The organism is Xenorhabdus khoisanae (assembly GCF_001037465.1).
Taxonomy (GTDB): domain Bacteria; phylum Pseudomonadota; class Gammaproteobacteria; order Enterobacterales; family Enterobacteriaceae; genus Xenorhabdus; species Xenorhabdus khoisanae.
On record NZ_LFCV01000140.1, the window covers coordinates 1 to 25196 of the forward strand.

The window sequence follows — 25196 nt, forward strand, 5'->3', positions numbered from 1 at the left end:
CTTTTAAATCACGCCAAGTCTATTAAAGCTGATTTACAACTGGATTGCTCTTATAAAAAAGTGCTTTAAATTTGTATAATTGTATTACATGCATAATTAAATATTTAAGCACACATCAATATATCTTAAATAGAATTTAATTTTAGTTTTTTATAAAAAACTCAACCCATTAAGTTTATTTATTAATAGGTTTGACTATAGATAGTAAAAAAATCATTGACAAGCCAGCCATGAACCAGTTTACTAGTACGGTAGATATTCTTAACTAAAATACCATTTAAAAGATAAGGCATTTTAAAATGATCGTACTTATGCAAAAAACGATGCAAATCAGTGGTTGGTGGCACAACTTCCCATTCAGGGCGGTTGGCTCACGCACATAAGTACAGATATGCAAGTGCCAAAACCCGCCTAAAAAGCGGGTTTTTTTATAACTTGAGTTTTTGTGAACGAAGGTAATAACGAGGGGATAAATATGACTGGCAAAGAATTTAATATCTCTGTAAATCAGATGGATACTGCTTATAAAACAGATCCCACACTGCTTTTCCATCAGCTTTGTGGCAATCGTTCCGCTACGTTATTGTTAGAGTCTGCTGAAATCCACAGTAAAAAGAGCCTCAAAAGTATGTTGATCATTGATAGTGCCATGCGCATTACCGCCAACAAACGACAAGTTACTTTTGAAGCGCTCACCAAAAACGGTCAAAACCTGCTTCCCATACTCGCTGATTTACTGTCAGAAAAGGCCCGTTTGAGTATGGAATCACAGACTATTCGAGCACAATTTCCTGCTACAGAACAAAATTTGGACGAGGATAGCCGGCTAAAATCGGATTCTGTTTTCGACGCATTACGTGCTCTTGCAGCACTGGCATCCTTCTCAGAATCTCCTGAGGCTATTTTCGTTGGCGGGTTGTTTGCTTATGATTTAGTGGCTGGGTTTGAGCCATTACCTACAGTAAAAAACCACCAGCGCTGCCCTGATTTCTGTTTTTATCTCGCAGAAACACTATTGATGATTGACCATCGATATAAGCATTCATCGTTACAAACTATGCTGTTTGGAGAATCCGATACGGAAAGGCAACGCCTTGACGAACGTATGGCAACATTGGCTTCTGCCATTTCGGAACCCCTTCAGCCACTCTTGCCTGTCAAACTGTCTGACATAACCATTGATTGCAATCGGAGTGATGAGCAATACGCAGATATCGTGCAGCAGTTGCAGCAATCAGTTCGCCAAGGGGATGTCTTTCAGGTTGTTCCGTCACGGCGTTTTACCTTGCCATGTCCTTCTCCATTAAGTGCTTACCACACATTGAAAAAACAAAATCCAAGCCCCTATATGTTTTTTATGCAAGATCAGGATTTTTGCCTGTTCGGAGCCTCACCAGAAAGCGCCCTTAAATATGATGTCAACAATCGCCAGATAGAAATTTATCCGATAGCCGGTACACGCCCCCGCGGGCGCAACGCCAACGGAGAATTAGATGCCGACCTTGATAGCCGGATTGAGCTGGAAATGCGTACTGACGCGAAAGAAATGTCTGAGCATGTGATGCTGGTTGATTTGGCACGTAACGATCTGGCACGCATTTGTGAACCGGGCAGTCGATATGTCGCCGATTTAACCAAAGTCGATCGTTATTCGTTTGTCATGCACTTGGTTTCCCGTGTTGTCGGTACGCTTCGCCATGATTTGGATATTTTCCATGCCTATCAGGCTTGCATGAATATGGGTACGTTGACAGGAGCGCCTAAGGTTCGGGCCATGCAGCTCATTGCAGAACATGAAGGCGAACGGCGTGGTAGCTATGGTGGCGCAGTCGGCTATTTCACTGGCAAAGGCGATTTTGATACTTGCATTGTCATTCGTTCTGCCTATGTGGAAAACGGTCAAGCTGCTGTGCAAGTCGGAGCCGGTATTGTTTTGGATTCCATTCCCCAATCAGAAGTAGATGAAACGCACAATAAAGCCAGAGCCGTCATTCGCGCTATAGCCCAATCCCATCAAGTAGAGGTGACATTCTAATGGCTAATATTCTTCTGCTTGATAATGTTGATTCCTTCACCTATAACCTCGTGGACCAACTGAGAACCCATAGCCATCAAGTCATTATTTATCGCAATACTGTGGCTACAGACATCATTATTGCCAAACTCCACGAAATGGAATCTCCCCTTTTGATGCTGTCACCCGGCCCGGGGAAACCGTCAGAAGCAGGCTGTATGCCTGAATTAGTCAAGCAAGTGATTGGTAAAATTCCGGTGATTGGCATTTGCCTTGGACATCAGGCGATTATTGAAACCTATGGAGGAAAAGTCTCTGCTGCCCAAGAAATTCTGCATGGTAAAGCAACATCAGCCACTCATGATGGACAAGCTATGTTTTCCGGCCTGCCAAATCCCCTACCTGTTGCTCGTTATCATTCTCTTGCTGCTGTGCATGTTCCTGCAACACTGACAGTCTCGGCATCATGCGGTGATACCGTCATGGCAGTGCGTCATGATGAACACAAGGTTTGTGGGCTTCAATTTCATCCCGAATCTATCTTAACCACCCAAGGCGCTAAATTGCTTGAACACACTCTGGCGTGGGCACTGAGTTAAAAATGTTGGGTTTGAAGGTATCGAATTAAAGGCACTAAACTTGAAGGAATGGGAAAATGCAATTGATTTTTCAAAAATTATTCAGTGCCCAAACACTGACACAGCAAGAAAGCCAGCAACTATTCACTGCCATTATTCAGGGTGAGTTGAGTGATGCACAATTGGCTGCTGTATTAATTAGTCTGAAACTACATGGTGAACAACCACAAGAAATTGCAGGTGCGGCCCAGGCATTTCTGGCAAATGCAGTTCCCTTTCCTCGTCCTGATTACATGTTTTGTGATATCGTCGGCACAGGCGGAGACGGTACAAACAGTATCAATATTTCAACGGCCAGCGCCTTTATTGCCGCAGCCTGTGGGCTTAAAGTGGCAAAACATGGGAACCGCAGTATTTCCAGCCGTTCTGGATCATCCGATTTACTGGCGGCATTCGGCATTGCATTGGATACTTGTGCCGAAGATTCACGCCGTGCTCTGGATGATATTGGTGTCTGTTTCCTATTCGCCCCTCAATATCACAGTGGCTTTCGTCATGCAGCACAAGTTCGCCAGCAATTAAAAACCCGGACATTATTCAACGTACTTGGCCCGTTGATTAATCCTGCTCGCCCTCCCTTATCACTCATTGGAGTTTACAGTTCTGAATTAGTAGAACCCATAGCTCGTACCCTACAGGTTTTAGGTTATCAACGCGCCGCCGTTGTACATAGTGGCGGTATGGATGAAGTCGCTTTACATGCCCCGACCTATGTTGCAGAACTCAATCATGGCGAAATTAAACAGTACCGATTAACGGCAGCAGATTTTGGCTTACCGGGCCATTCTATATCTTCACTGAGAGGCGGAACCCCGGAAGAGAATCGCGATATGTTGGCGCTGTTACTGCAAGGCCGGGGGCAAAAAGCTCATGCCGATGCTGTAGCAGCGAATGTTGCTCTCTTGATGAAAATTCATGGGCACGAAGATCTACGGGAAAATACACAATTGGCACTCAATACCATTTATAGCGGTCATGCTTATGAAAAAGTGACAGCATTGGCGGCAAGGATTTAATCATGAAAACCAGCATATTACAGAAAATTGTTGATGATAAAGCGGCTTACCTGATTACTCGTAAAGCAGAACAACCACTGGAGAGTTTTATTGATGCCATTGTACCGAGTCATCGTCGGTTCTATCAGGCTTTAACCCATAATCAGACTGTTTTTATTTTAGAATGTAAAAAGGCATCCCCTTCAAAAGGATTAATTCGTGAAGATTTCGATCCTGTTCGCATTGCTAAAACTTATCAGCCTTATGCTGCTGCAATCTCTGTTTTGACCGATGAAAAATACTTTCAAGGCAGTTATGATTTTCTCAAAATGGTCAGTTCTGCCGTACACCAACCGGTTCTATGCAAAGATTTTATTATTGATGCTTATCAGGTTTACCTCGCCCGTTATTATCAGGCCGACGCTATTTTACTGATGCTTTCCGTTCTTGATGACGATACATACCGTGATTTATCCGCACTGGCACACAGTCTTGATATGGGCGTACTGACCGAAGTCAGTAACGAAAATGAGCGGCAACGGGCAATTGAATTGGGCGCCAAGGTTATTGGTATCAATAATCGGGATCTGCGCGATTTGTCCATTGATTTAGAACGCACTCGTAAACTGGCGGCTGGTTTACCCAAAGACACTATCATTATCAGCGAATCCGGCATCCATCAGCATCGTCAAGTGCGCGAATTAAGCCAATTTGCCCATGGATTTCTCATTGGCAGCTCTTTAATGGCACAGCAAAACTTAGATCTCGCTTTACGCCGCCTGATTTTAGGTGATAACAAGATTTGTGGCTTAACCCGCCCACAAGATGCCAAAACGGCATTGCAGATGGGCGCAGTCTACGGTGGCCTCATTTTTGCAGAAAAATCACCGCGTAAAGTGAGCCTGCAAAAAGCCCAACAGATCATCAATGAAGCTTCTTTACAATATGTCGGGGTATTTCAGAATCAACCCGTCAATGTTGTCAGTGGTATCGCCCGTACACTTTCACTTACCGCCGTTCAACTACATGGACATGAAAACGAGGGTTATATCAATATATTACGTGCTGTTTTACCTGAACACTGTGAAATTTGGAAAGCTATCGATATGTCCAAAACTGCGGAATTTTCCGAAATACCTAATGTGGATCATTTATTGCTGGATAATGGTTCAGGCGGTACAGGGAAACCATTTGACTGGCAGTTAATTAATCCACGACTTCAGCATAACAATATGTTGGCAGGCGGCCTGAATGCAGAAAATTGCCAACAAGCGGCAACACTCGGCTGTTATGGACTGGATTTTAACTCTGGAGTCGAAGTTTCTCCGGGCATCAAAAGCAGTCAAAAAATCAAACAGGTATTTCAACAATTACGCTGTTATCACTAATTTTTCAGACAAAAATGGATGAGTAGAATAATGAGTAAATTGAATCCTTATTTTGGCGACTTTGGCGGACAATTTGTCCCTCAAATTTTGGTCCCTGCACTTAATCAATTAGAAGAAGCCTTTATTGAGGCACAAAGAGATCCTGAATTTCAGCAGGCATTTCAAGATTTATTGAAAAACTACGCAGGCAGGCCCACAGCCTTAACCCTGTGTCACAACTTGACTAAAGGTACGAAAACTCGTCTTTACCTAAAACGTGAAGACTTACTCCACGGCGGCGCACACAAAACCAATCAGGTCTTGGGGCAAGCATTGTTAGCTAAGCGAATGGGAAAAAACGAAATCATTGCTGAAACAGGCGCAGGTCAGCATGGAGTCGCAACCGCGTTGGCTTGTGCGTTATTGGGGTTGAAATGCCGTATTTATATGGGTGCAAAAGATATTGAACGTCAATCCCCCAATGTTTTTCGCATGCGTTTGATGGGAGCTGAAGTGATCCCTGTTCACAGCGGCTCCGCAACTTTGAAAGATGCCTGCAACGAAGCAATGCGTGACTGGTCTGGCTGCTATGAAAAAGCCCACTACTTATTGGGAACGGCAGCAGGCCCTCATCCATACCCGACGATAGTACGAGAATTCCAACGCATGATTGGTGAAGAAGCCAAGGCACAGATTTTAGAAAAAGAAGGACGCCTGCCCGATGCAGTTATTGCCTGTATCGGCGGAGGCTCAAATGCTATCGGCCTGTTTGCTGAGTTTATTCCAGAAAATACCGTTCGTCTGATCGGTGTTGAGCCTGCCGGACATGGTATCGAAACGGGTGAACATGGCGCTCCATTGAAACACGGAAAATTAGGCATTTACTTTGGCATGAAAGCCCCGATTATGCAGACGGAAGATGGGCAGATTGAAGAGTCTTACTCTATCTCGGCCGGGTTAGATTTTCCTTCCGTCGGTCCGCAGCATGCCTATTTAAACAGCATCGGCAGAGCTGATTATGTCTCAATTACTGACGAAGAAGCACTGGCTGCTTTTCAGGAACTATCACGCAATGAAGGTATTATTCCTGCATTAGAGTCATCTCATGCGTTAGCTTATGCTCTGAAAATGATCCGTCAGGAACCTGATAAAGAGCAGTTGTTAATTGTCAACTTATCTGGCCGTGGCGACAAAGATATCTTCACCGTTCACGATATTCTGAAATCCAGAGGGGAAATCTGATGGAACGTTATCAACAACTTTTCAAGAAGCTGGAAAATCAAAATCAAGGCGCTTTTGTTCCTTTTGTCACCCTGGGCGACCCTAATCCTGAATTATCACTGGAAATCATTGATACATTAATCGCTGGTGGCGCTGATGCGCTTGAATTAGGTATTCCATTTTCAGATCCCCTTGCTGACGGCCCAACTATCCAGAATGCCAATTTACGTGCGTTATCATCCAAGGTCACGCCTACATTGTGCTTCAGTCTGCTGGCAAAAATTCGGGCTAAACATCCCGATACCCCAATTGGTCTGTTAGTCTATGCAAATTTAGTCTTCCACAATGGGATTGATGAGTTTTACCGTTGCTGCAAAGAGGCTGGTGTTGATTCCGTTTTAGTGGCTGATGTACCGATATCTGAATCGTTACCTTTCCGTTCAGCCGCCATGAAATATGACATTGCCCCGATCTTTATCTGCCCCCCGAATGCAGATGATGATTTACTGCGTGAAATTGCTTCATTTGGACGTGGATATACTTACCTGCTATCAAGGGCGGGAGTAACTGGTAGTGAAAATCGTGCCAAACAACCATTGGGCCATCTGGTCAATAAGCTCCAAGAATATCATGCTGCCCCTGCCCTACAAGGTTTTGGTATTTCCGAACCTTCACAGGTGACAATTGCACTCAATAATGGTGCTAAAGGTGCGATTTCAGGTTCTGCCATTGTAAAAATCATCGAAGAAAATCTTCACCAACCTCAGGTGATGCTGGAAAAGTTAATGGCTTTTGTTCGCGCCATGAAAGCTGCCACACAATTATAGTCCTACAATTCCCTTATAGAATTTTTATGAGGGAATATGTCGATGTGCTCCCATAGTTTGTGGTTATGGGAGTTTAATTTATTTGTATGTTGTAACTATAAATGTATTAGTAACACTTCCCTAATCAAAGACAAATTTATGGGCTGCCATAAAACAAAAACAGCCCATAATCTTCAAGATCACAATGTGATATTTTCCATCGCCTGCAAGATACGTTTATCTGATATTGGATACGCAGTCCCCAATTGCTGGGCAAATAAGCTAATCCGAAGTTCCTCAATCATCCAACGAACTTCTTTCACTTCCGGCAATTGTTTCTGCTGGCTAGACAATTTTGCCTGCCATTGTTGCCATTGGCGCTGAATATGCTCAATCCGGCTCATGTGTGCCCTATCTTTGTTGGGATCAACCGCTAATTTTTCCAGCCGACGATCAATACCATTCAAATAACGCAGAACATCTGCCAGACGCTTCCAGCCATGAGAAGTTACGAATCCATTAAAGACCAGACCGGAAATTTGCTCTTTAATATCCGATAGCGCCAGTGCGAGGGCAATATCTACCCGCCCTTTCAGGCGCTTGTTGATATTAAAGACCGCCGTCAGGATCTGCTCCACCTGTTTGGCAATATCAACGACTGCATCATTCAAATCGGCACGGACTTTATCCTGCAAACAGGAAAACGCCTGCTCATTCCACGCTGGCCCGCTATTTTCTGCGATCAATCTATCCACACCACAAGAGATACAATCATCAATCAAATCTAATACTTTTCCATATGGGTTAAAGTACAGACCTAATTTGGACTTGTTCGGTAATTTCTCATGCAGATATTTAATCGGTGATGGAATGTTCAGCAATAACAAACGACGAGTTCCTTCCCACATCGCATTTTGCTGTTCAGATTCAGTCTCAAACAATTTAATGCCAATACTGTCTTTTTCATCCACTAATGCCGGAAATGCTTTAACGGAATAACCACCGCGTTTCTGCTCATAGCGCTCAGGCAATTCGCCAAAACTCCAAATATGCAGCCCACTTTGTTCAATGCCATCATCAGCTACTGCTGAAAGTGTTTCCTGAACTTTCCCTTTTAATTTTAGTTTCAGCTCCGACAAATTCTTGCCTTCCGCTAACGGTTTATTTTTCTCGCCCAAAACGCGGAATGTGATCTTAAGATGATCTGGAACTTGTTCCAATTGCCAATCTTCACGTGACACTGTCACACCTGTCATACGACGTAATTCTTTCTCAAGGCTATCCAGTAAGGTAGCCTGAGGTTGGGTGACCCGCTCCAAAAATGCCTGCGTATAGTTAGGTGCAGGTACAAAATTACGGCGTATTGGCTTTGGCAATGACTTAATCAACGCAACAACCAATTCGTGACGAATGCCCGGAATTTGCCAGTCGAAACCTTCATCTTTTACCTGATTCAACACCGGCAACGGAATATGCACAGTCACGCCATCGGCATCGGTTCCTGGCTCAAACTGATAACTCAGGCGGAATTTCAAATTATCCTGATGCCAATAATTCGGATAATCCAACGCACTGACTTTATTGGCATCGCCTTTGATCAACATGCTCTTTTCAAAATTGAGCAATTCTGGTTGATCTTTACTTATTATTTTCCACCAGCGATCAAAATGGCGGGATGAAATAACATCTTTGCCAATTCGCTGATCATAGAAACTGAACAACGTTTCATCATCTACCAGAATATCCCGTCGACGGGATTTGTGTTCCAGTTCTTCAACTTCTTCACGCAGTTTCAGGTTAGCGCGGAAAAATGAGTGACGTGTCTGCCAATCCCCTTCCACCAATGCGTGACGGATAAACAATTCACGACATAGCAGAGGATCAATCTGACTATAATTCACCAAACGCCCCGCCACAATTGGCAAACCATACAGGGTGACTTTTTCCGTTGCCATTACTGCGCCCTGCGATTTTTGCCAATGAGGTTCGCTGTAATGGTGCTTAATTAAATGTGCTGCCAATGGCTCTACCCATTCAGGTTCGATACGTGCAGCAATACGCCCCCACAAGCGGCTGGTTTCCACTAATTCGGCTACCATTCCCCATTTAGGTGGCTTTTTAAATAAGCCAGAGCCAGGGAAAATAGAAAAACGGGCATTACGCGCGCCTGTATACTCCTGTTTATCTGTGTCTTTTTGCCCGATATGGGATAATAAACCCGTCAGCAAAGCAATATGAATACTTTTATAATCCGCTTCCTGGCTGTTGATCGGCAAACCAATTTCTTTAACAACCTGGCGTAGCTGGGTGTAAATATCCTGCCATTCTCTAACGCGAAGATAATTCAGATAATCCTGACGGCAAAGCTTGCGGAATTGGGAACTGGAAAGCGCTTTCTGCTGTTCCACCAGAAAATCCCACAATTTCAGGAACGCAATGAAATCTGAATCTTTATCCGCAAAACGACGATGTTTTTCATCGGAAGCTTGCTGCTTTTCCAGTGGTCTTTCTCGTGGGTCTTGGATCGACAATGCTGAAGTAATCACCATTACTTCACGAACACACCCATGTGCTTTGGCTTCTAAAACCATACGAGCCAAACGTGGATCGATAGGTAACTGTGCCAATTGCTGCCCCATGGCAGTCAGCCGGTAGTTTCCTTCTGACAGGGATTCAGGATCAATAGCCCCCAGTTCTTCCAGAAGACGGACACCATCTTGGATATTGCGTTTGTCCGGCGCTTCAACAAATGGAAATGCACTGACATCTCCCAAACCAATAGAGGTCATCTGTAAAATAACAGAAGCCAGATTAGTGCGCAGAATTTCAGGATCAGTAAATTCCGGACGTGATAAAAAGTCATCTTCCGAATAGAGACGGATACAAATTCCGTTTGAAACACGACCACAGCGCCCTTTTCGCTGATTGGCAGATGCCTGAGAAATAGGTTCTATCGGTAAGCGCTGGACTTTAGTTCGATAACTGTATCGGCTAATGCGCGCAAAGCCGGTATCGATCACATATTTGATTCCGGGTACAGTCAGCGATGTTTCCGCTACGTTAGTTGCCAAGATGATTCGGCGCCCAACATGGGACTGGAATATCCGGTTCTGTTCGCTGTTAGACAACCGGGCGAAAAGTGGCAGGATTTCGGTATGTGGGAAATTTTGCTTACTGAGTGCATCCGCCGTATCCCGGATTTCACGTTCGCCGCTCATGAAAACCAGTATGTCTCCAGAGCTTTCTCGTCCCAACTCATCCACGGCATCAATGATAGCTTCAAGCTGATCCCTATCACTGTCATTATCATCACCTGCCATAGGCCGATAACGCACTTCCACCGGATAAGTCCGCCCTGACACTTCAATAATCGGTGCATTGTTGAAATGGCGGGAAAAACGTTCAGGATCAATGGTTGCAGAAGTAATAATAACTTTCAGATCCGGGCGTTTTGGTAATAATTGACGTAAATAACCAAGAATAAAATCGATATTCAGACTACGTTCATGAGCTTCGTCGATAATTAACGTATCATATTGCAGTAACAAGCGATCTTGTTGTAATTCCGCCAGCAAAATACCGTCTGTCATTAACTTAACCAACGTATTGTCACTGACCTGATCATTAAAACGTACTTTATAACCGACCGTTGAGCCAAGCGGGGTTTCCAATTCATCCGCAATGCGGTTAGCAACTGAACGGGCAGCCAAACGACGAGGTTGAGTATGCCCGATTAACCCTTTGATGCCCCTGCCCAACTCAAGGCAAATTTTCGGGATCTGAGTTGTTTTACCCGAACCTGTTTCCCCTGCAATGATAACAACCTGATTATCCCGAATGGCTTTATAGATATCATCTTTCTTCTGGCTAACAGGTAGGTTTTCAGGGTATTGAATCGAAGGGCATGACGCCTGACGGTTAATCGCTTTCTGTTTTGCCGTCGCAATATCCGCAGAAATAGATTGTGCTACAGCCTGCAAAGAAGCTTGATTTTTGATTTTTGCTGCTCCATGCAGACGTTTTCTCAAACGGAACTGATCGCGCAGCGGGGTGTGATCAAGTTCAGCGAATAATTCAGCAAGTGGTGCTGTCAAAGGTGATTCCACGTGATAAATCCTTGTGACGTTTTTAACTGAGTAGCGCTGTCTTTGCAGGCTCAGAGGATAATTCTTATGACTTAACTATCAGAGAAGTGTAACATATCTTATGCAACTCTATGTATTTTATATACACCCTCAATTTAGTCAATTTACCGTTTTATTGGCGCTAAATTTAATGGGCAATCACCCGTTATTCAATGAATTTGAATTCTTACCTCAAAATATTGAGCTATTGACTGAACAATTCTCTATATAAAATAAAACACAGTCATATCATAAACAAAGTTATAGTTCTTAAGTATAGTTCTTAAGATAACTAAGGAAGTAAAGAATGAATAAAGTACTGCTTCTGAAATCCAGCATTCTGGCTCAATATTCTCAAAGTAATAAAATGGCTGACTATTTTGCTGAAAAATGGCTGGCTAACCACTCAGAGAGCAACATTACCACACGCGATCTCGCTGAAAATCCGGTTCCAGTACTGGATGGAGAGTTGGTCAGTGCCTTGCGTCCAAGCGATGCAGAATTGACAGAACGCCAAAAATCAGCATTAGCACTGTCAGATGAGTTGATTGCAGAATTAAAAACACACGATGTTATTGTCATCACTGCACCAATGTATAACTTCACGATCCCTACTCAGCTCAAAACCTATTTTGATTTGGTTGCCCGTGCTGGTTTGACTTTTCAGTACACCGAGAAAGGCCCTGAAGGTTTGCTAAAAGGTAAACGCGCTATTATCTTGAGTAGCCGAGGTGGTATTCATAAAGATAGCCCTACAGATTTGATGACACCATACCTGCGTGTTTTTCTCAAATTTATTGGCATTACCGATGTGGAATTTGTGTTTGCTGAAGGTTTGGCATTCGGTGCAGAACCTGCCAACCAAGCACATCAGAATGCCCATGATGCGATAGATGATGTCATAGAAAAAATGGGACAGGCGCAACTCGAAAAAGCTGTAGCCTAACAAAAGGTAGCTTGATAAAGATTGAGTGCGCCAAACGGCGCGCTTATTTTTTCACCCAATTTCCATTGATACCAAGAACATACTCTCCTGAAGTTGCCCGATTCACCAATTTTTCACCCGCGATTTTTGCGACTTGATCTGTTGTCATATTGTTTTGAACCGCAATTTCAGTATATTTTTTTTCCCGCTCTTCATTAATTTTTTTAACTACAGACTGAGCGTCTTTGGTATTTTTTACGGGTGCCAGATAGCCACTGAATGTTTCTCCCACCAGCTCTTGTTGTTTTGCTTCGTTCAATGTCATTCCCGCAGCAAAGGAGCTGAATAGCAGACTCAAAATAAAGATCATTCCTGCTTTTTTCATATTCCAGCCCTTAGAATAAGTTAGAGTTGTTTTTGAGCATGTCTTCAACTTGCCGATCGACCTTAATATGAATTTCATGTTCAATTTTCACATTCATATTGATATTGATGGGCTTATCAGGTGTCGCAACTTCCAGTCTGACACAACCCACCAATACTATGTTGATCAACATTACGCTTACCAACGCCATACCCATTCTGACAGATGATATTCTGCATCCAATTTTTGTTATCATTTATCACTCCCAGTCAATCCTGCCTGCCGTTTTATTTCCATCTAATTAATTCCTACATCACCGATATATTTTTCTGTAACCATTCTTCCAGATTACTGCCAAACCGTAAGCTGCGCCATAACTGAAAAATATTCTCTTCATGCCGATAGTTGAGCCTGACCTCCCGCTTTTTATCAACCACGGGATTAACCCCACTGATCTCAGCATGTAATGTCAAAATTCCCAAATTATCGAGAGTCACATAGGCCTTTGAACGGCTGATTTCTAAATAACGTAACCAATCCATTGCCATACCGGCTGATAAGTCATTTTTTCCTATAGAGTCAACCGTGTCCTTATCCAACCTCAAGGTCAGATATCCTTCATTAGATACCCAGCCTCGCTGAATAATCCACTTTTCGTCATTTAATAAGATCGGCAATTCACCACTGATTTTTCCTGACATTGCTATTTGCTTCACTTTTAATACACCAAACAATTTGCTTAGGTTCAGTTTGTTAAATCGCAATACCGCAGCCTCTTTTTGGGGAAGCTGCAATTTGTTCATTTTCAACTGACCATCCAGCATATCAACATTCACATTAGTCAATACCAACGGCTGTGCATTGGTTGGTGGATAAAAACCCAGTAAATCGGCTGTTACATTCTGCATGCCAAACAGCCCCTTAATGGCTTTGATGCGAAGCCGGACGGGTGATGTTAATCCCAACTGCCAAGTATGTCCCTGCAAACGCCATGGCAGCACAAAATCCAAACCATCAACTTCCCCGTTTTTCAGCCACATATTCGCCTCTTTCACTACCCAGTGACCCCCAGCACGCAGTCCTTGCCCTTTCGCGGCTGAAAAAGCAGCCTGAGCATAAATTTTACCGCCACGCACTGTAATTCCCAGATCGGGTGGGATCAAGGATTGAAAAGCTAATAAAGACTGCTGAGGCCAACGAGCTTCTCCTCTTAATCGTTCCCCATCCCAACGTCCATAAAATGGAATCGGGCCAATACCTTTGGAATGTAATTTGCCATTCAGTATAAAATTATCTGGTGATTGCCCAGTCAATGTGGCCTTAAAATCAAATGGCGGTAAAAAACCACCAGATCGAAATTCAGTTTTTTGGGCAGATAATTGCAAATCCCCCGTAAATGCAGGACGACTTGCCGAACGTTCCCAAACTAATGGCTTAGTCAGTTTTAAACGGAGTGTTTTCATTTGCACAAGACCATATTGAATGCGATCAAACCCTGTATTTAATCCATCCACCGTTATCTGTGATTGCTTCCAGCTTCCTGTACCTGCAAGGTCCCATTTAGCTTGCAGGGGCGGTAAATTTCCATTCCCCCAAGAACGCCATTTCCAGCTTCCCTGATCAGGCATAAAATCTTCTGCATACCCATCCAGATGTAATTTGAATGTTCCCCAATAGCTATCTTGCGCCCGCAAAATGGCCTGTAGACGACCAGTAAAACCCTCACGAGTCAAATACGTGCCCGCTAAAGGCAAACGAGCTTCTTTAACAGTAAAAGTCTCACTCACCTTTCCCCATGCACGAAACAATGCTCCTGATTGAAAGGTGATCTTGGGTGCCACCCAAGGCCCAGTGACAACAGCAGGTAATGACATGGTCATGATCATTTTCCCGCTATTGACTTGCCCAGTTAACTGGAATGGAATATGTGCATTGGTCACATTGATTGGTGTTGATGGCACTGACAAAACGACATTGCCTTTACCTTTCTCATTTTGAGTCACCAGATTTACCCGCCCACTGACAGACATCCCCGCTAACCCTTTTTTCCACTGTTCTAGCCTGATGTTAATCCCACCAGACAACGGTTGGTTGGCTGCCAGCCATTGCCATTTACCATCACTGATCAAGAATTGAGATGCATCGAATGACCAAGGTAACTCCGCGAGTAATTGCTGTCTCTTTTCCCCAATAACAGTAAACAATCCACTCTTCCCCTTCCATTTCAATGCCATCTGCAATGGTTCCGGGTATTGGCTCACAGATAAATGAGCTGTTATTTGGCCTTGTTCAGGGAGTGATTTAAGCTCTAAAGGTAAGGTAATATCTCCATTCAGGCTAATTTCCTGTTCAGGCAATTTCACCAAAAATTGATTAATAATGAGCGTTTTTTTATCTGTAATATGTGCGTTCAGCGTTAATTTCTCACCCTGATAAGAGAGCGTTTGGCTCTGGGATGAGGAATCAAATTGGAGTCTGCCCGAGAATTCTTGCCACGGCATAATGGCAAGATGGTCAACAACAAGGTTAATTACAGGGATATGGGATAATATATCTTGTACAGATAATGGTGCTGACTGTTTTTCAGTAACAGGCAAGTGAACCAAACATTGGCTTTGAGTATCAATATTGGCAACATGAACTTCCCAATGACGGCCTTCGGTATTTTCTCGGCGTGAATATTCTATGGATAATCCAGATACATTTATCCATTCACATGTCTTGGCCTTCAATGACAGCCTATCCAACCATAGTGCATTCTTTTTCCATTTTGGTTGGCTCAAAGAAAGCGTCACTCCCTGTGGCAGCCAATGACCGGCAATCGATGGCAGCCAGCGTGGAAGTGTATACCACCCCGCCAACACCAATAACATCAGCACAATCACCATCACTGCAAACACTTTTAATAGTCTTGTCATATAAAACGTCTAATACATAGGTGTATTAACTGACTTTACACCATCAATACAGAAGGCATTAGAATCAGTCCTAAGATGAAAGATAGATTAAGAAATCATAAAAAGCTCGGCGTATCAATAATACACTGTAACTTCTATAATTATCTTTGACGACTATCTGTTAAATTAATGGTATTAGGTTGATCGTTTGATCAATTTTCTAGAAACTTGTGGTAATGACAGTATAAAATACTTAAATAAACAGGATTGATTGCCACGTATGACAACCTTTTATTCTGTACTTAACTGGCTGGCGATTTTCTTATACTGGTTGATTATTGCTGGTATCACTATTCGTGTTTTGATGAAACGCCGTCCAGTGACATCAGCAATGACTTGGGTACTAATTATTTACATCCTTCCTTTAGTCGGAATTGTCGCTTACCTATCATTTGGCGAATTACATCTTGGCAAACGCAGAGTGGAGCAAGCCCGACAAATGCGTTCATCTGTCGCCAAATGGCTTTCGGAGTTAAGAAAATCCTCCCATATTTTTACCAATGAAAATAGTGAGGTGGCTACGCCGCTATTTCAATTGTGCGAACGTCGCCAAAAAATCAAAGGTGTCAGGGGCAACAAAATGCAATTAATGACATCTTATGATAACTCCCTGAAAGCCATTATCCATGATATTGAAAATGCCCAATATAATATTGAGATGGTATTTTATATATGGCAATACGGAGGATTAGTCGATCAGGTTACCGATGCCCTGATGCGTGCGGCCAAGCGCGGTGTTAAATGTCGTATCATGGTGGATTCGGCCGGAAGCTGGCAATTTTTTCGCAGCCCATATCCTGATATTATGCGCAAGGTCGGCATTGAATTTATCGAGTCGCTAAAAGTGAATATCTTTCGCTTGTTCTTGCGGCGCATGGACTTACGTCAACATAGAAAAATTATTCTGATCGATAATCATATTTCATACACTGGCAGCATGAATATGGTTGATCCTCGTTTTTTCAAACAAAATGCAGGGGTCGGGCAATGGGTCGATATCATGGTAAGAATGGAAGGCCCGGTCACGACAACACTCGGTATTATCTATGCGTTTGACTGGGAAATGGAAACAGGACAGCGTCATCTTCCGCCACCGCCTGACAGCACCATCATGCCATTTGAGCAAGCCAGTGGGCATATCGCTCAAGTTATTGCTTCCGGACCGGGATTTCCTGATGAATTAATCCAACAATCCTTGATGACTGCTATTTTTTCTGCCCGTGAGCAACTTATTCTTACCACACCTTATTTCGTTCCCAGTGATGATTTAATGCATGCGATTTGTACCGCAGCCATGCGTGGTGTTGATGTTAGTATCATTGTGCCCAGCCAAAACAATTCATTTCTGGTGCGCTGGGCCAGCCGGGCATTTTTTACTGAATTATTGGAAGCAGGGGTAAAAATCTATCAATTTGAAGATGGGCTATTACATACCAAGAGTGTTTTGGTCGATGGGCAGCTTAGTATGGTCGGTTCCGTCAATTTGGATATGCGTAGTTTGTGGTTGAACTTTGAAATTACGGTTGTGATTGACGATGAACACTTTGGAAATGATTTAACGCTGGTTCAACAAGACTATATTATGCGTTCAACGCTGCTTGCCAGCAATGAATGGGAAAAGCGCCCGGTTTGGAGTCGTATTCTTGAACGTGTATGCTACTTTTTCAGCCCTCTTTTATAGTTCGTGACAGAAAAAGTATGCATTCAATATAGAACATGTTTTAATTTCACCCTGTAATTAATCTCGGATACTGCCATCATGGAAAATCAACCGACACATTCTATGCAATTGGATATTAACAACCGAATGACTGAGGATGAGGCGCTTGAAAAAGCCTACGATATCTTTCTGGAAGAAGCCCTCTCTAATCTCGACCCGGCCGATAGTCTATTGTTTAATTTGCAATTTGAAGAACGGGGTGGAGCTGAATTACTGGAGCCTTCTGATATTTGGTTTGAGCATGTTGATTTTAAGTTGGATCCCGAGTTTTTCTCAGAAGTCATTATTGGCTTGGCAGAATCAGAAGATGCCGAAATTGATGATGTTTTTGCCCGCATTTTGATTTGCCGGGAAAAGTCTCACCCTGTCTACCATATCCTGTGGAAAAAATAACTATTCACACCCTCCTCAGGATATGACTAACAGATAAATGCCCTCACGATGAGGGCATTTTATTTATGTCAGTTTAAATCAGTGACAGTGTCACATGATATATATCTTCCGCATCACCCACTATAGCGGATCAACTTTGAGACAAGACACCGCATGCTTAAAGCTACCTTCAAGCAATGGGCGAGTCTTAGCACATTCAGCATCTGCCATTGGACAGCGGGTGCGGAATACACATCCAGATGGGGGATCAATCGGTGAAGGCAATTCCCCTTCCAGCAATTCAATATGTTTGTTGCGCTCTTTGTCTGGATCAGGAACCGGTACTGCCGACATCAGTGCCCGGGTATAAGGATGCAACGGATTATGATAAACCTCATCATACGTTCCCAACTCTACCGCATTCCCCAAATACATCACCAATACACGATCTGATATGTGTTTCACTATCGATAGGTCATGCGCAATAAATATCAGGGAAAGCCCCATTTCCCGCTGCAATTCCTGCAATAAGTTAACAACTTGCGCCTGAATGGAAACATCCAGTGCAGAAACAGGTTCATCACAGATAACTAATTTAGGCTCCAGGATCAAAGCGCGGGCAATTCCGATACGTTGGCACTGCCCGCCAGAAAATTCATGAGGATAACGGTTAATCAGATTGGGCAATAACCCTACCCGCATCATCATCTGTTTAACTTTTTCTTTTATTTCCCTATCCTTCATTTTGGGATAATAAGTTTTCAATGGTTCAGCAATAATGTCACCAATGGTCATACGCGGGTTCAACGATGCCAACGGATCTTGGAAAATCATCTGAATATCATTGCGAATATCCCGCCATTGCTTGTCACCCATCTCCAACAGGTTCTGCCCGAGCCACGTAACTGCCCCACCAGAAGCTTTTACCAGCCCAATAATAGCTCTGGCAAGCGTTGACTTTCCACAACCCGATTCACCCACGACGCCCAGTGTTTCACCTTCGTATAATCTCAGGGTCACACCATCTACGGCTTTTAAGGTCTTAGCCGGCTGCCAGAACCATTGCTTTCCATCTTTAATATCAAAATAAACTTTGAGGTCATCGACTTCCAACAGGACACGTTTTTCAGCTATTGTGCTCATACTAATTCCTCCCGGGGTTTAAAGCAGGCACGCAAACGCCCAAGGTTAAATTTTTCCAATTGTGGTTCTTCGTGAGCACAACGCTCAGTGGCAAACTGGCAACGTGGCTGGAATGGACATCCTTTCGGCAAACGCAACAAGTTGGGAGGATTACCCTGAATGGTCACCAGTGATTCTTCATCACCATCCAAACGAGGAACGGCGTTCAATAGCCCGATGGAGTATGGATGTGTGGGATGATAAAATATGTCACGCGCCGTGCCATATTCCATCGTTCTCCCTGCATACATAACCAATACTTTGTCACAGATACCTGCCACAACACCCAAATCGTGGGTAATCATGATAATGGCGGTATTGAATTCTTTTTTCAGTTCATTAAGTAATGTCATGATCTGCGCCTGAACCGTCACATCCAGTGCAGTTGTCGGTTCATCTGCAATCAACAGCTTAGGCTGGCACAGTAATGCCATGGCAATCATGACGCGCTGACGCATACCACCAGAGAATTCATGCGGGTACATTTTCATCCGCTTACGTGCCTCTGGCATCTTAACAGCATCCAGCATACGAATAGATTCTTCGAAGGCTTCGCTTTTACTCATATTCTTATGCAGCATCAGCACTTCAATTAATTGTTCATCAACTCGCATATAGGGATTGAGGGAAGTCATAGGATCTTGAAATATCATCGAGATCTCTTCTGCCCGCATTCTGTTTAACTCTTTTTCCCGCAAATTGAGAATTTCTCGCCCATTAAAGTTAGCAGAGCCACTGACAGAACCATTACTGGCCAATAATCCCATTAATGCAAATGCAGTCTGAGATTTACCAGAGCCAGATTCTCCCACGATCCCCAGTGTTTCCCCTGCCTGTAAGTCAAAATTTAGTTTATTCACGGCAGTCACGTTGCCATCAGGAGTGCTGAATGTCACATTCAAGTCTTTCACCGACAAGAGTGATTCAGTATTTTTTGCAGTTTCTACGCTATTCATAGGCTCTCCTTAACGGTCTTTCGGATCGAGGGCATCTCGCAGGCCGTCACCAATAAAGTTAAAACAAAACAGGGTCATTACCAGAAAGCCTGCCGGAAATAACAATAACCATGGAGCAACTTCCATAGAATTAGCGCCATCGCTTAACAAAGCTCCCCAACTACTGAGCGGCTCCTGAGTTCCCAAACCAAGGAAGCTCAAGAAGGATTCAAACAGGATCATGCTGGGTACGAGTAATGAGGCATAAACCACCACAACACCTAATACGTTTGGTACGATGTGGCGTAAAACAATATGGCGGGTAGAAACACCACAAACCAAAGCGGCTTCAATGAATTCCTTGCGCTTTAAGCTCAATGTCTGACCCCGGACGATACGTGCCATATCCAGCCATGACACCATGCCTATCGCAACGAAAATTAACAGAATGTTTTGACCAAAAAAAGTGACCAGAAGGATAACGAAAAACATGAATGGAAAAGAGTTGAGGATTTCCAACAAGCGCATCATGACCATATCAATTTTACCGCCAAGATAGCCTGACGTTGCGCCATACAGAGTGCCGAATAACACGGCAATCAAGGCGGCGGCAATCCCCACCATCAACGAAATTCGTCCGCCAATGGCAACACGCACCAATAAGTCACGCCCTGATGAGTCGGTGCCAAAATAGTGGCTGGATTCAAAATCCGGTGGCATCGTCATCATGTTCCAATCTGTATCATCGTAGGCAAATTGAGACAGCATTGGCGCTAAAATCACAAATAATGTGATCAGAAACAAAATACATAAGCTCGTAATCGCTGCTTTGTTATGCATAAAACGACGACGTGCATCCTGCCACAAACTGCGGCCTTCTATTTCGAGCTGCTCAGAAAAATTTTCCAGAGCCTCGCTATTTTTTTTATTCAGTAACATTGCGTGCTCCAGTCTCAGTAACGAATTTTCGGATCGATGACGGCATACAGCACATCAACGATAGCATTAAACATGATGGTTAAGCCCCCCACCAGAATCGTCAGGCTGAGTACCAGTGAGTAGTCACGATTTAATGCGCCATTAACAAACAATTGGCCCAAACCGGGTAAACCAAAAATCGTCTCAATGACCATTGAGCCTGTGATAATGCCTACGAATGCAGGCCCCATATAAGAAATGACGGGTAATAAAGCGGGTTTTAACGCATGACGGAAAATAATCTTTCGCAATGGCAAACCCTTGGCTCGTGCTGTGCGAATAAAGTTGGAATGCAAGACTTCGATCATAGAACCGCGGGTAATACGGGATATGCTGGCAATATAAGAGAGAGAAAGAGCAACCATCGGCAGAAGCATATACTTAGGCGCCCCACCATTCCAGCCTCCCCCCGGCAACCATTTTAATGTAATGGCAAATATAAGCACTAATAAGGGGGCAACCACGAAGCTGGGGATAACAACCCCCGTCATGGCAAATCCCATCACCGTATAGTCCCATTTTGTATTCTGATTTAATGCCGCAATAACCCCCGCACTGATCCCAAATATGACTGCCATAACAAAGGCAGCAAGTCCCAATTTGGCCGAAACTGGCAGCGCTTCTGCAACCAGATCATTGACACTATAGTCTTTATATTTAAATGAAGGGCCAAAATCCCCTTTGGAAAGTTGGATTAAGTAATTGAAGTATTGTTTATAGATAGGGTCATTCAAATGGTATTTCGCTTCAATATTTGCCATAACTTCCGGCGGTAGCTTCCTTTCCCCTGTAAATGGACTACCCGGTGCAAGTCGCATCATAAAAAACGAAATCGTAATGAGAATAAAAAGTGTCGGGATCGCCTCTAAGCAGCGGCGTAAAATAAACTTTAGCATTGCCCGTTCCTATTGTTTAGCCAAACCATGGCTTTTAATTATCTGACAAGCAGGCGACCCAATAGATTGGGCCACCTACTGATTCCTAGTGTTTTATTATGTATAAATCTTTGGTGTGGAGGTTTTCCAATGGATCTTTGCCGGTATAGCCACCGACATAAGGTTTAACTAAACGGGTGCTCGCATAATAGAAGAGAGGAACTATTGCTGAATCTTTATCCAACTGAGCATTCGCTTTGGCGTAAATTTCTGCACGTTCTTCATCGGTTTTTGCCTGGAGGGATTGTTTCACTAACGCATCAAATTCTTTGCTCTTATAATGCGCGGTATTATTGCTGCTATCAGATAGCATCGAGTTCAGGAAGGTGGAGGCTTCGTTATAATCTGCACACCATCCGGTACGGGCAACGTCATAGTTACCTTGATGGCGGGAATCCAGATAGGTTTTCCATTCCTGGTTTTCGAGAGCAACCTTAACGCCAATATTTTTTTGCCAGAGAGAAGCGGCAGCAATCGCTAATTTTTTGTGAAGATCAGAAGTGTTATACAATAACTTAATTTTCAGCGGATTATCTTTAGTAAACCCGGCTTCCGCCAATAGTTTTTTCGCTTCTTCGTTACGCTGTTGCTGATTAAGTTTACTATACCAATCTGGTTTTTCATCTTTAAAATCAGCGATATAGGGTGGGGTAAAACCGTAAGCTGGTGAATCTCCCTGATTTTTAACTTTGTAAGTTATAATATCGCGATCCATTCCTAATTTCAGCGCAGTACGTACGCGAGGATCATTAAAGGGAGGTTTTTGGTTGTTAATTTCATAAAAATAAGTGCACAAATACGGATTCACACGCAACTGTTCGGGAATTTCTTTTTTCAGTTTTTGGAATAATTCAACCGGTAAGTTAGTGTAAGTCATGTCAATTTCACCAGAGCGGTAACGGTTGACGTCAGTAACTTCAGATGAAATTGGCAAGAAAATGACTTGATTGATAACAGTATTCTTATCATCCCAATATGTTGGGCTGCGTTCAAAAACCATACGCTCATTAATCACCCAACTCTTCAGTTTATAAGCACCATTACCAACAAAATTCTGTGGTTGTGTCCATCTCTCACCATATTTTTCAATTGTTGCGCGATGGACAGGTGAAGTGGTCGGGTGAATAAATAATCTGACTAAATAAGGAACTGGTTCACTAAGTGTTAACTGTAATGTACGCTCATCTAATGCTTTAACACCCAATGCTTCCGGTTTTTGTTTACCTTTAATCACATCATCAACATTTAAAAGATGGGCATATTGCATAAAGCTTGCATAAGGAGAAGCGGTATTGGGGTCTGTCACTCGACGCCAACTGTAAACAAAATCCTGCGCAGTGACAGGGTCACCATTGGACCATTTTGCATCTTTACGTAGGTGGAATGTCCAAACTTTAAAATCCTGATTATGTTCCCAGCTTTCTGCAACACCGGGCAAAATTTCTCCATCAGGGCCATTAATCACCAAAGTTTCAAACAAATCTCGGGCAATGTTGGATTCAGGCACACCTTCGATTTTATGAGGATCCAATGATTGCGGTTCAGAGCCATTGTTACGGACCATCACCTGTTTTGCAGGATCTGCCAGTTGCACGCCAGCAGGCACTTGCGCTGCAAAGGCCTGCCACCCCATCATTATCCCTAGCGCTACTGTAATGCCAGCAGCAAGTTTTTTCTTTGTTGTGTTTATCATCTTATTCTTACTCCTATTAATATCATCTTATCCATGGATGTTATATCCACGCACACGTATTAGAATGGTTATTATCCGCCCTAAAAATGAACTATTTTGTTTACAGCAAGATAATATTTTGTGATGGCGATCAGTAACTCACTTTTTTAATATACAAATTTTTCAGATCAACATAATCAAGGGGATCTTTCCCTGTCATTCCCCCAACCGCAGGACGAATAAGACGAACGCTGACACGGTAATAAATTGGTATCAGTCCAGAGTCTTTATCGAGTTGAGCTTCAGCTTCCTGATAAAGTTTCTTACGCGCTGCTTCGTCTTTAGCAACAAGTGCCTGACGAAGATAATTATCAAAAGCCTCACTTTGATAGAAAGTGGTATTGTTACTACTCGTTGACAACAATATGTTCAGGAAAGAAGAGGGTTCGTTATAGTCGCCACACCATGTCGCTCTTGCGACATCAAAATGTCCCTGATGGCGATTCTGGAGAGAGGTTTTCCATTCCTGATTTTGCAGAGTGACTTTTGCACCAATATTTTTCTGCCACATAGAAGCCGCAGCAATGGCTTGTTGTTTGTTTTGTTCTGATGTGTTGTATAACAAGGTAAATTTCAGGGGATTACGGGCATCAAAACCGGCTTCTTTCAACAATTCCCTTGCCCGTTGATTGCGTTGCTCCTGTGACCAGCTTGCCCATTCGGGATTAATCGTCAGGCCGCTACCAATATAAGTCGGGCTGAAACTATACGCAGGAATTTGTCCCTGCCCCATAATCCTTTCAACAATAATATCCCGGTCAAGACTCAGTTTTATGGCTTCCCGTAACCGTTTATCTTTAAACAGAGGTTTTTGATTATTGATTTCATAGTAAAATGTGCACAGGTAAGGTGAAACTTGCAGTTGGTCGGGAATATCCCGTTTCATTTTTTTATACAGATCGGGTGGAATAGCACTGTCAGTAATATCCACTTCCCCGCTGCGATAGCGGTTAACATCGCTGATTCCTGAAACAATCGGCAGGAAAGTACCCTTTTCAATGATAGTTTCTTTATTATTCCAATACTGTGGATTACGCGTTAAAACAATTCGCTCATTAACTACCCAATATTTCAAAATATAAGCACCATTACCAATATAATTTTCTGGTAACGTCCACTTATTACCCCATTTTTCTACTACATCCTGCCTGACGGGCTTTACTGCTGTATGACTCAACATATCAACAAGATAGGGAACTGGCTGACTGAGGGTTACTTGGAAACGACGATCATCCAGCGCCTTGACACCCAATTGATCCGGTGACTTTGTTCCTTTTAAAATCTCATCGACATTCTGAATATAGGCATATTGCAAATAACTGATATAAGGTGACCCCGTGCTTGGATCGGCCAAACGACGCCAACTGTAGACAAAATCCTGTGCAGTAACGGGCTTACCATCGCTCCATTTGGCATCTTTACGTAAATAGAATGTCCACACCTTATAACCTTCATTTTCCCACCTTTCTGCCACCCCCGGAATTGTCTCGCCATTTGAGTCTGTCGTTACCAACCCTTCCAACAAATTACGGATAACGGTCGTTTCTGGACCACCTTCAACTTTATGCGGATCCAGTGAAGTCACTTCAACACCATTGTTAACGGTTACTTCCTGTTTTTCGGCTAGCGTGATCCCTGCCGGAACAGTCGCAGTAATTCCCTGTACGGCAGGAACCGATAATAAAACGATACTCGAAATCAACTGACTCAACTTTGATGTTTTTTTTCTCATTTTTTTCCTCCAAGTGATAAACAACAAATGAATCACTTTTAATCTACTAACCCCAATAATTAACTTATTCCGTTAACAAGTACGAATTAACCTACCAAAAATCTATACTCATATAATAATTGTTATATAGTTTTTATAATAAATTTATTAAAGGATTAAGATTATTCGTTACCACTGTATCTGTCTCTTATACACATCT

General features: G+C 43.1%; 19 protein-coding genes and 1 other annotated feature. Of the genes, 9 read left to right on the forward strand and 10 right to left on the reverse strand.

Annotated features, from left to right (window positions below; genetic code table 11):
• Positions 1-332 precede the first annotated feature (332 nt).
• Positions 333-432, forward strand: a sequence feature (Trp leader region).
• A 43-nt stretch (positions 433-475) separates the two neighbouring features.
• The 6 genes from AB204_RS17370 to trpA are packed head-to-tail and all read left to right on the forward strand — an operon-like array spanning position 476 to position 7062.
• Positions 476-2035, forward strand: a complete 1560-nt coding sequence (locus AB204_RS17370; RefSeq protein WP_047964641.1) for an anthranilate synthase component 1 — start codon at positions 476-478, stop codon at positions 2033-2035.
• Entirely contained in the window at positions 2035-2613 is a 579-nt protein-coding gene (locus tag AB204_RS17375) for a glutamine amidotransferase-related protein (RefSeq protein WP_047964642.1), read from the forward strand. Before AB204_RS17370 ends, AB204_RS17375 begins: the two co-directional genes overlap by 1 nt.
• A gap of 56 nt (positions 2614-2669) precedes the next feature.
• The gene (gene trpD, locus AB204_RS17380) at positions 2670-3668 is read left to right on the forward strand and encodes an anthranilate phosphoribosyltransferase (RefSeq protein ID WP_047964643.1); all 999 of its coding nucleotides are present in this window, start codon (positions 2670-2672) and stop codon (positions 3666-3668) included.
• A gap of 2 nt (positions 3669-3670) precedes the next feature.
• Complete coding sequence (trpCF, locus tag AB204_RS17385; protein ID WP_047964644.1) at positions 3671-5035, forward strand: bifunctional indole-3-glycerol-phosphate synthase TrpC/phosphoribosylanthranilate isomerase TrpF; 1365 nt, start codon at positions 3671-3673, stop codon at positions 5033-5035.
• A 30-nt stretch (positions 5036-5065) separates the two neighbouring features.
• A complete protein-coding gene (gene trpB, locus AB204_RS17390) occupies positions 5066-6256 on the forward strand; it encodes a tryptophan synthase subunit beta (protein WP_047964645.1) in 1191 nt (396 codons plus the stop codon).
• Complete coding sequence (gene trpA / locus AB204_RS17395; protein WP_047964646.1) at positions 6256-7062, forward strand: tryptophan synthase subunit alpha; 807 nt, start codon at positions 6256-6258, stop codon at positions 7060-7062. The genes trpB and trpA overlap by 1 nt, the downstream gene beginning before the upstream one ends.
• A 179-nt stretch (positions 7063-7241) precedes the next feature.
• On the opposite strand, the gene hrpA is transcribed toward trpA, so the two are convergent.
• Positions 7242-11147: an ATP-dependent RNA helicase HrpA gene (hrpA, locus tag AB204_RS17400; protein ID WP_047964647.1), complete on the reverse strand. Its 3906-nt coding sequence runs from the start codon at positions 11145-11147 to the stop codon at positions 7242-7244.
• A 325-nt stretch (positions 11148-11472) separates the two neighbouring features.
• Between hrpA and AB204_RS17405 the strand changes: the two genes are divergently transcribed.
• Positions 11473-12111 (forward strand): FMN-dependent NADH-azoreductase, encoded by a 639-nt coding sequence (locus AB204_RS17405; RefSeq protein ID WP_047964648.1) that lies wholly within the window; start codon positions 11473-11475, stop codon positions 12109-12111.
• A 43-nt stretch (positions 12112-12154) separates the two neighbouring features.
• On the opposite strand, the gene AB204_RS17410 is transcribed toward AB204_RS17405, so the two are convergent.
• The 3 genes from AB204_RS17410 to AB204_RS17420 form a co-directional block, all read right to left on the reverse strand.
• Positions 12155-12475, reverse strand: a complete 321-nt coding sequence (locus AB204_RS17410) for a YdbL family probable chaperone protein (protein ID WP_047964649.1) — start codon at positions 12473-12475, stop codon at positions 12155-12157.
• 10 nt (positions 12476-12485) lie between these two features.
• Positions 12486-12671, reverse strand: a complete 186-nt coding sequence (locus AB204_RS17415) for a YnbE family lipoprotein (RefSeq protein ID WP_235428128.1) — start codon at positions 12669-12671, stop codon at positions 12486-12488.
• Positions 12672-12762: 91 nt separating this feature from the next.
• Positions 12763-15372, reverse strand: a complete 2610-nt coding sequence (locus AB204_RS17420; RefSeq protein WP_047964651.1) for a YdbH family protein — start codon at positions 15370-15372, stop codon at positions 12763-12765.
• Between the two features lie 259 nt (positions 15373-15631).
• On the opposite strand from AB204_RS17420, the gene cls reads away from it, so the two are divergent.
• A complete protein-coding gene (cls, locus tag AB204_RS17425) occupies positions 15632-17092 on the forward strand; it encodes a cardiolipin synthase (protein ID WP_047964652.1) in 1461 nt (486 codons plus the stop codon).
• A gap of 102 nt (positions 17093-17194) precedes the next feature.
• A complete protein-coding gene (locus tag AB204_RS17430; protein WP_047964659.1) occupies positions 17195-17524 on the forward strand; it encodes an HI1450 family dsDNA-mimic protein in 330 nt (109 codons plus the stop codon).
• Between the two features lie 120 nt (positions 17525-17644).
• On the opposite strand, the gene oppF is transcribed toward AB204_RS17430, so the two are convergent.
• The 6 genes from oppF to AB204_RS17460 form a co-directional block, all read right to left on the reverse strand.
• The gene (oppF, locus tag AB204_RS17435; protein WP_047964653.1) at positions 17645-18646 is read right to left on the reverse strand and encodes a murein tripeptide/oligopeptide ABC transporter ATP binding protein OppF; all 1002 of its coding nucleotides are present in this window, start codon (positions 18644-18646) and stop codon (positions 17645-17647) included.
• A complete protein-coding gene (oppD, locus tag AB204_RS17440; protein WP_047964654.1) occupies positions 18643-19641 on the reverse strand; it encodes an ABC transporter ATP-binding protein in 999 nt (332 codons plus the stop codon). The genes oppF and oppD overlap by 4 nt, the downstream gene beginning before the upstream one ends.
• Positions 19642-19650: 9 nt before the next feature.
• The gene (oppC, locus tag AB204_RS17445) at positions 19651-20559 is read right to left on the reverse strand and encodes an oligopeptide ABC transporter permease OppC (RefSeq protein WP_047964655.1); all 909 of its coding nucleotides are present in this window, start codon (positions 20557-20559) and stop codon (positions 19651-19653) included.
• 14 nt (positions 20560-20573) lie between these two features.
• Positions 20574-21494 (reverse strand): oligopeptide ABC transporter permease OppB, encoded by a 921-nt coding sequence (gene oppB / locus AB204_RS17450; RefSeq protein WP_047964656.1) that lies wholly within the window; start codon positions 21492-21494, stop codon positions 20574-20576.
• Between the two features lie 85 nt (positions 21495-21579).
• Entirely contained in the window at positions 21580-23226 is a 1647-nt protein-coding gene (oppA, locus tag AB204_RS17455; protein WP_047964657.1) for an oligopeptide ABC transporter substrate-binding protein OppA, read from the reverse strand.
• A 130-nt stretch (positions 23227-23356) separates the two neighbouring features.
• Positions 23357-24997: an ABC transporter substrate-binding protein gene (locus AB204_RS17460; protein ID WP_047964658.1), complete on the reverse strand. Its 1641-nt coding sequence runs from the start codon at positions 24995-24997 to the stop codon at positions 23357-23359.
• Positions 24998-25196 lie beyond the last annotated feature (199 nt).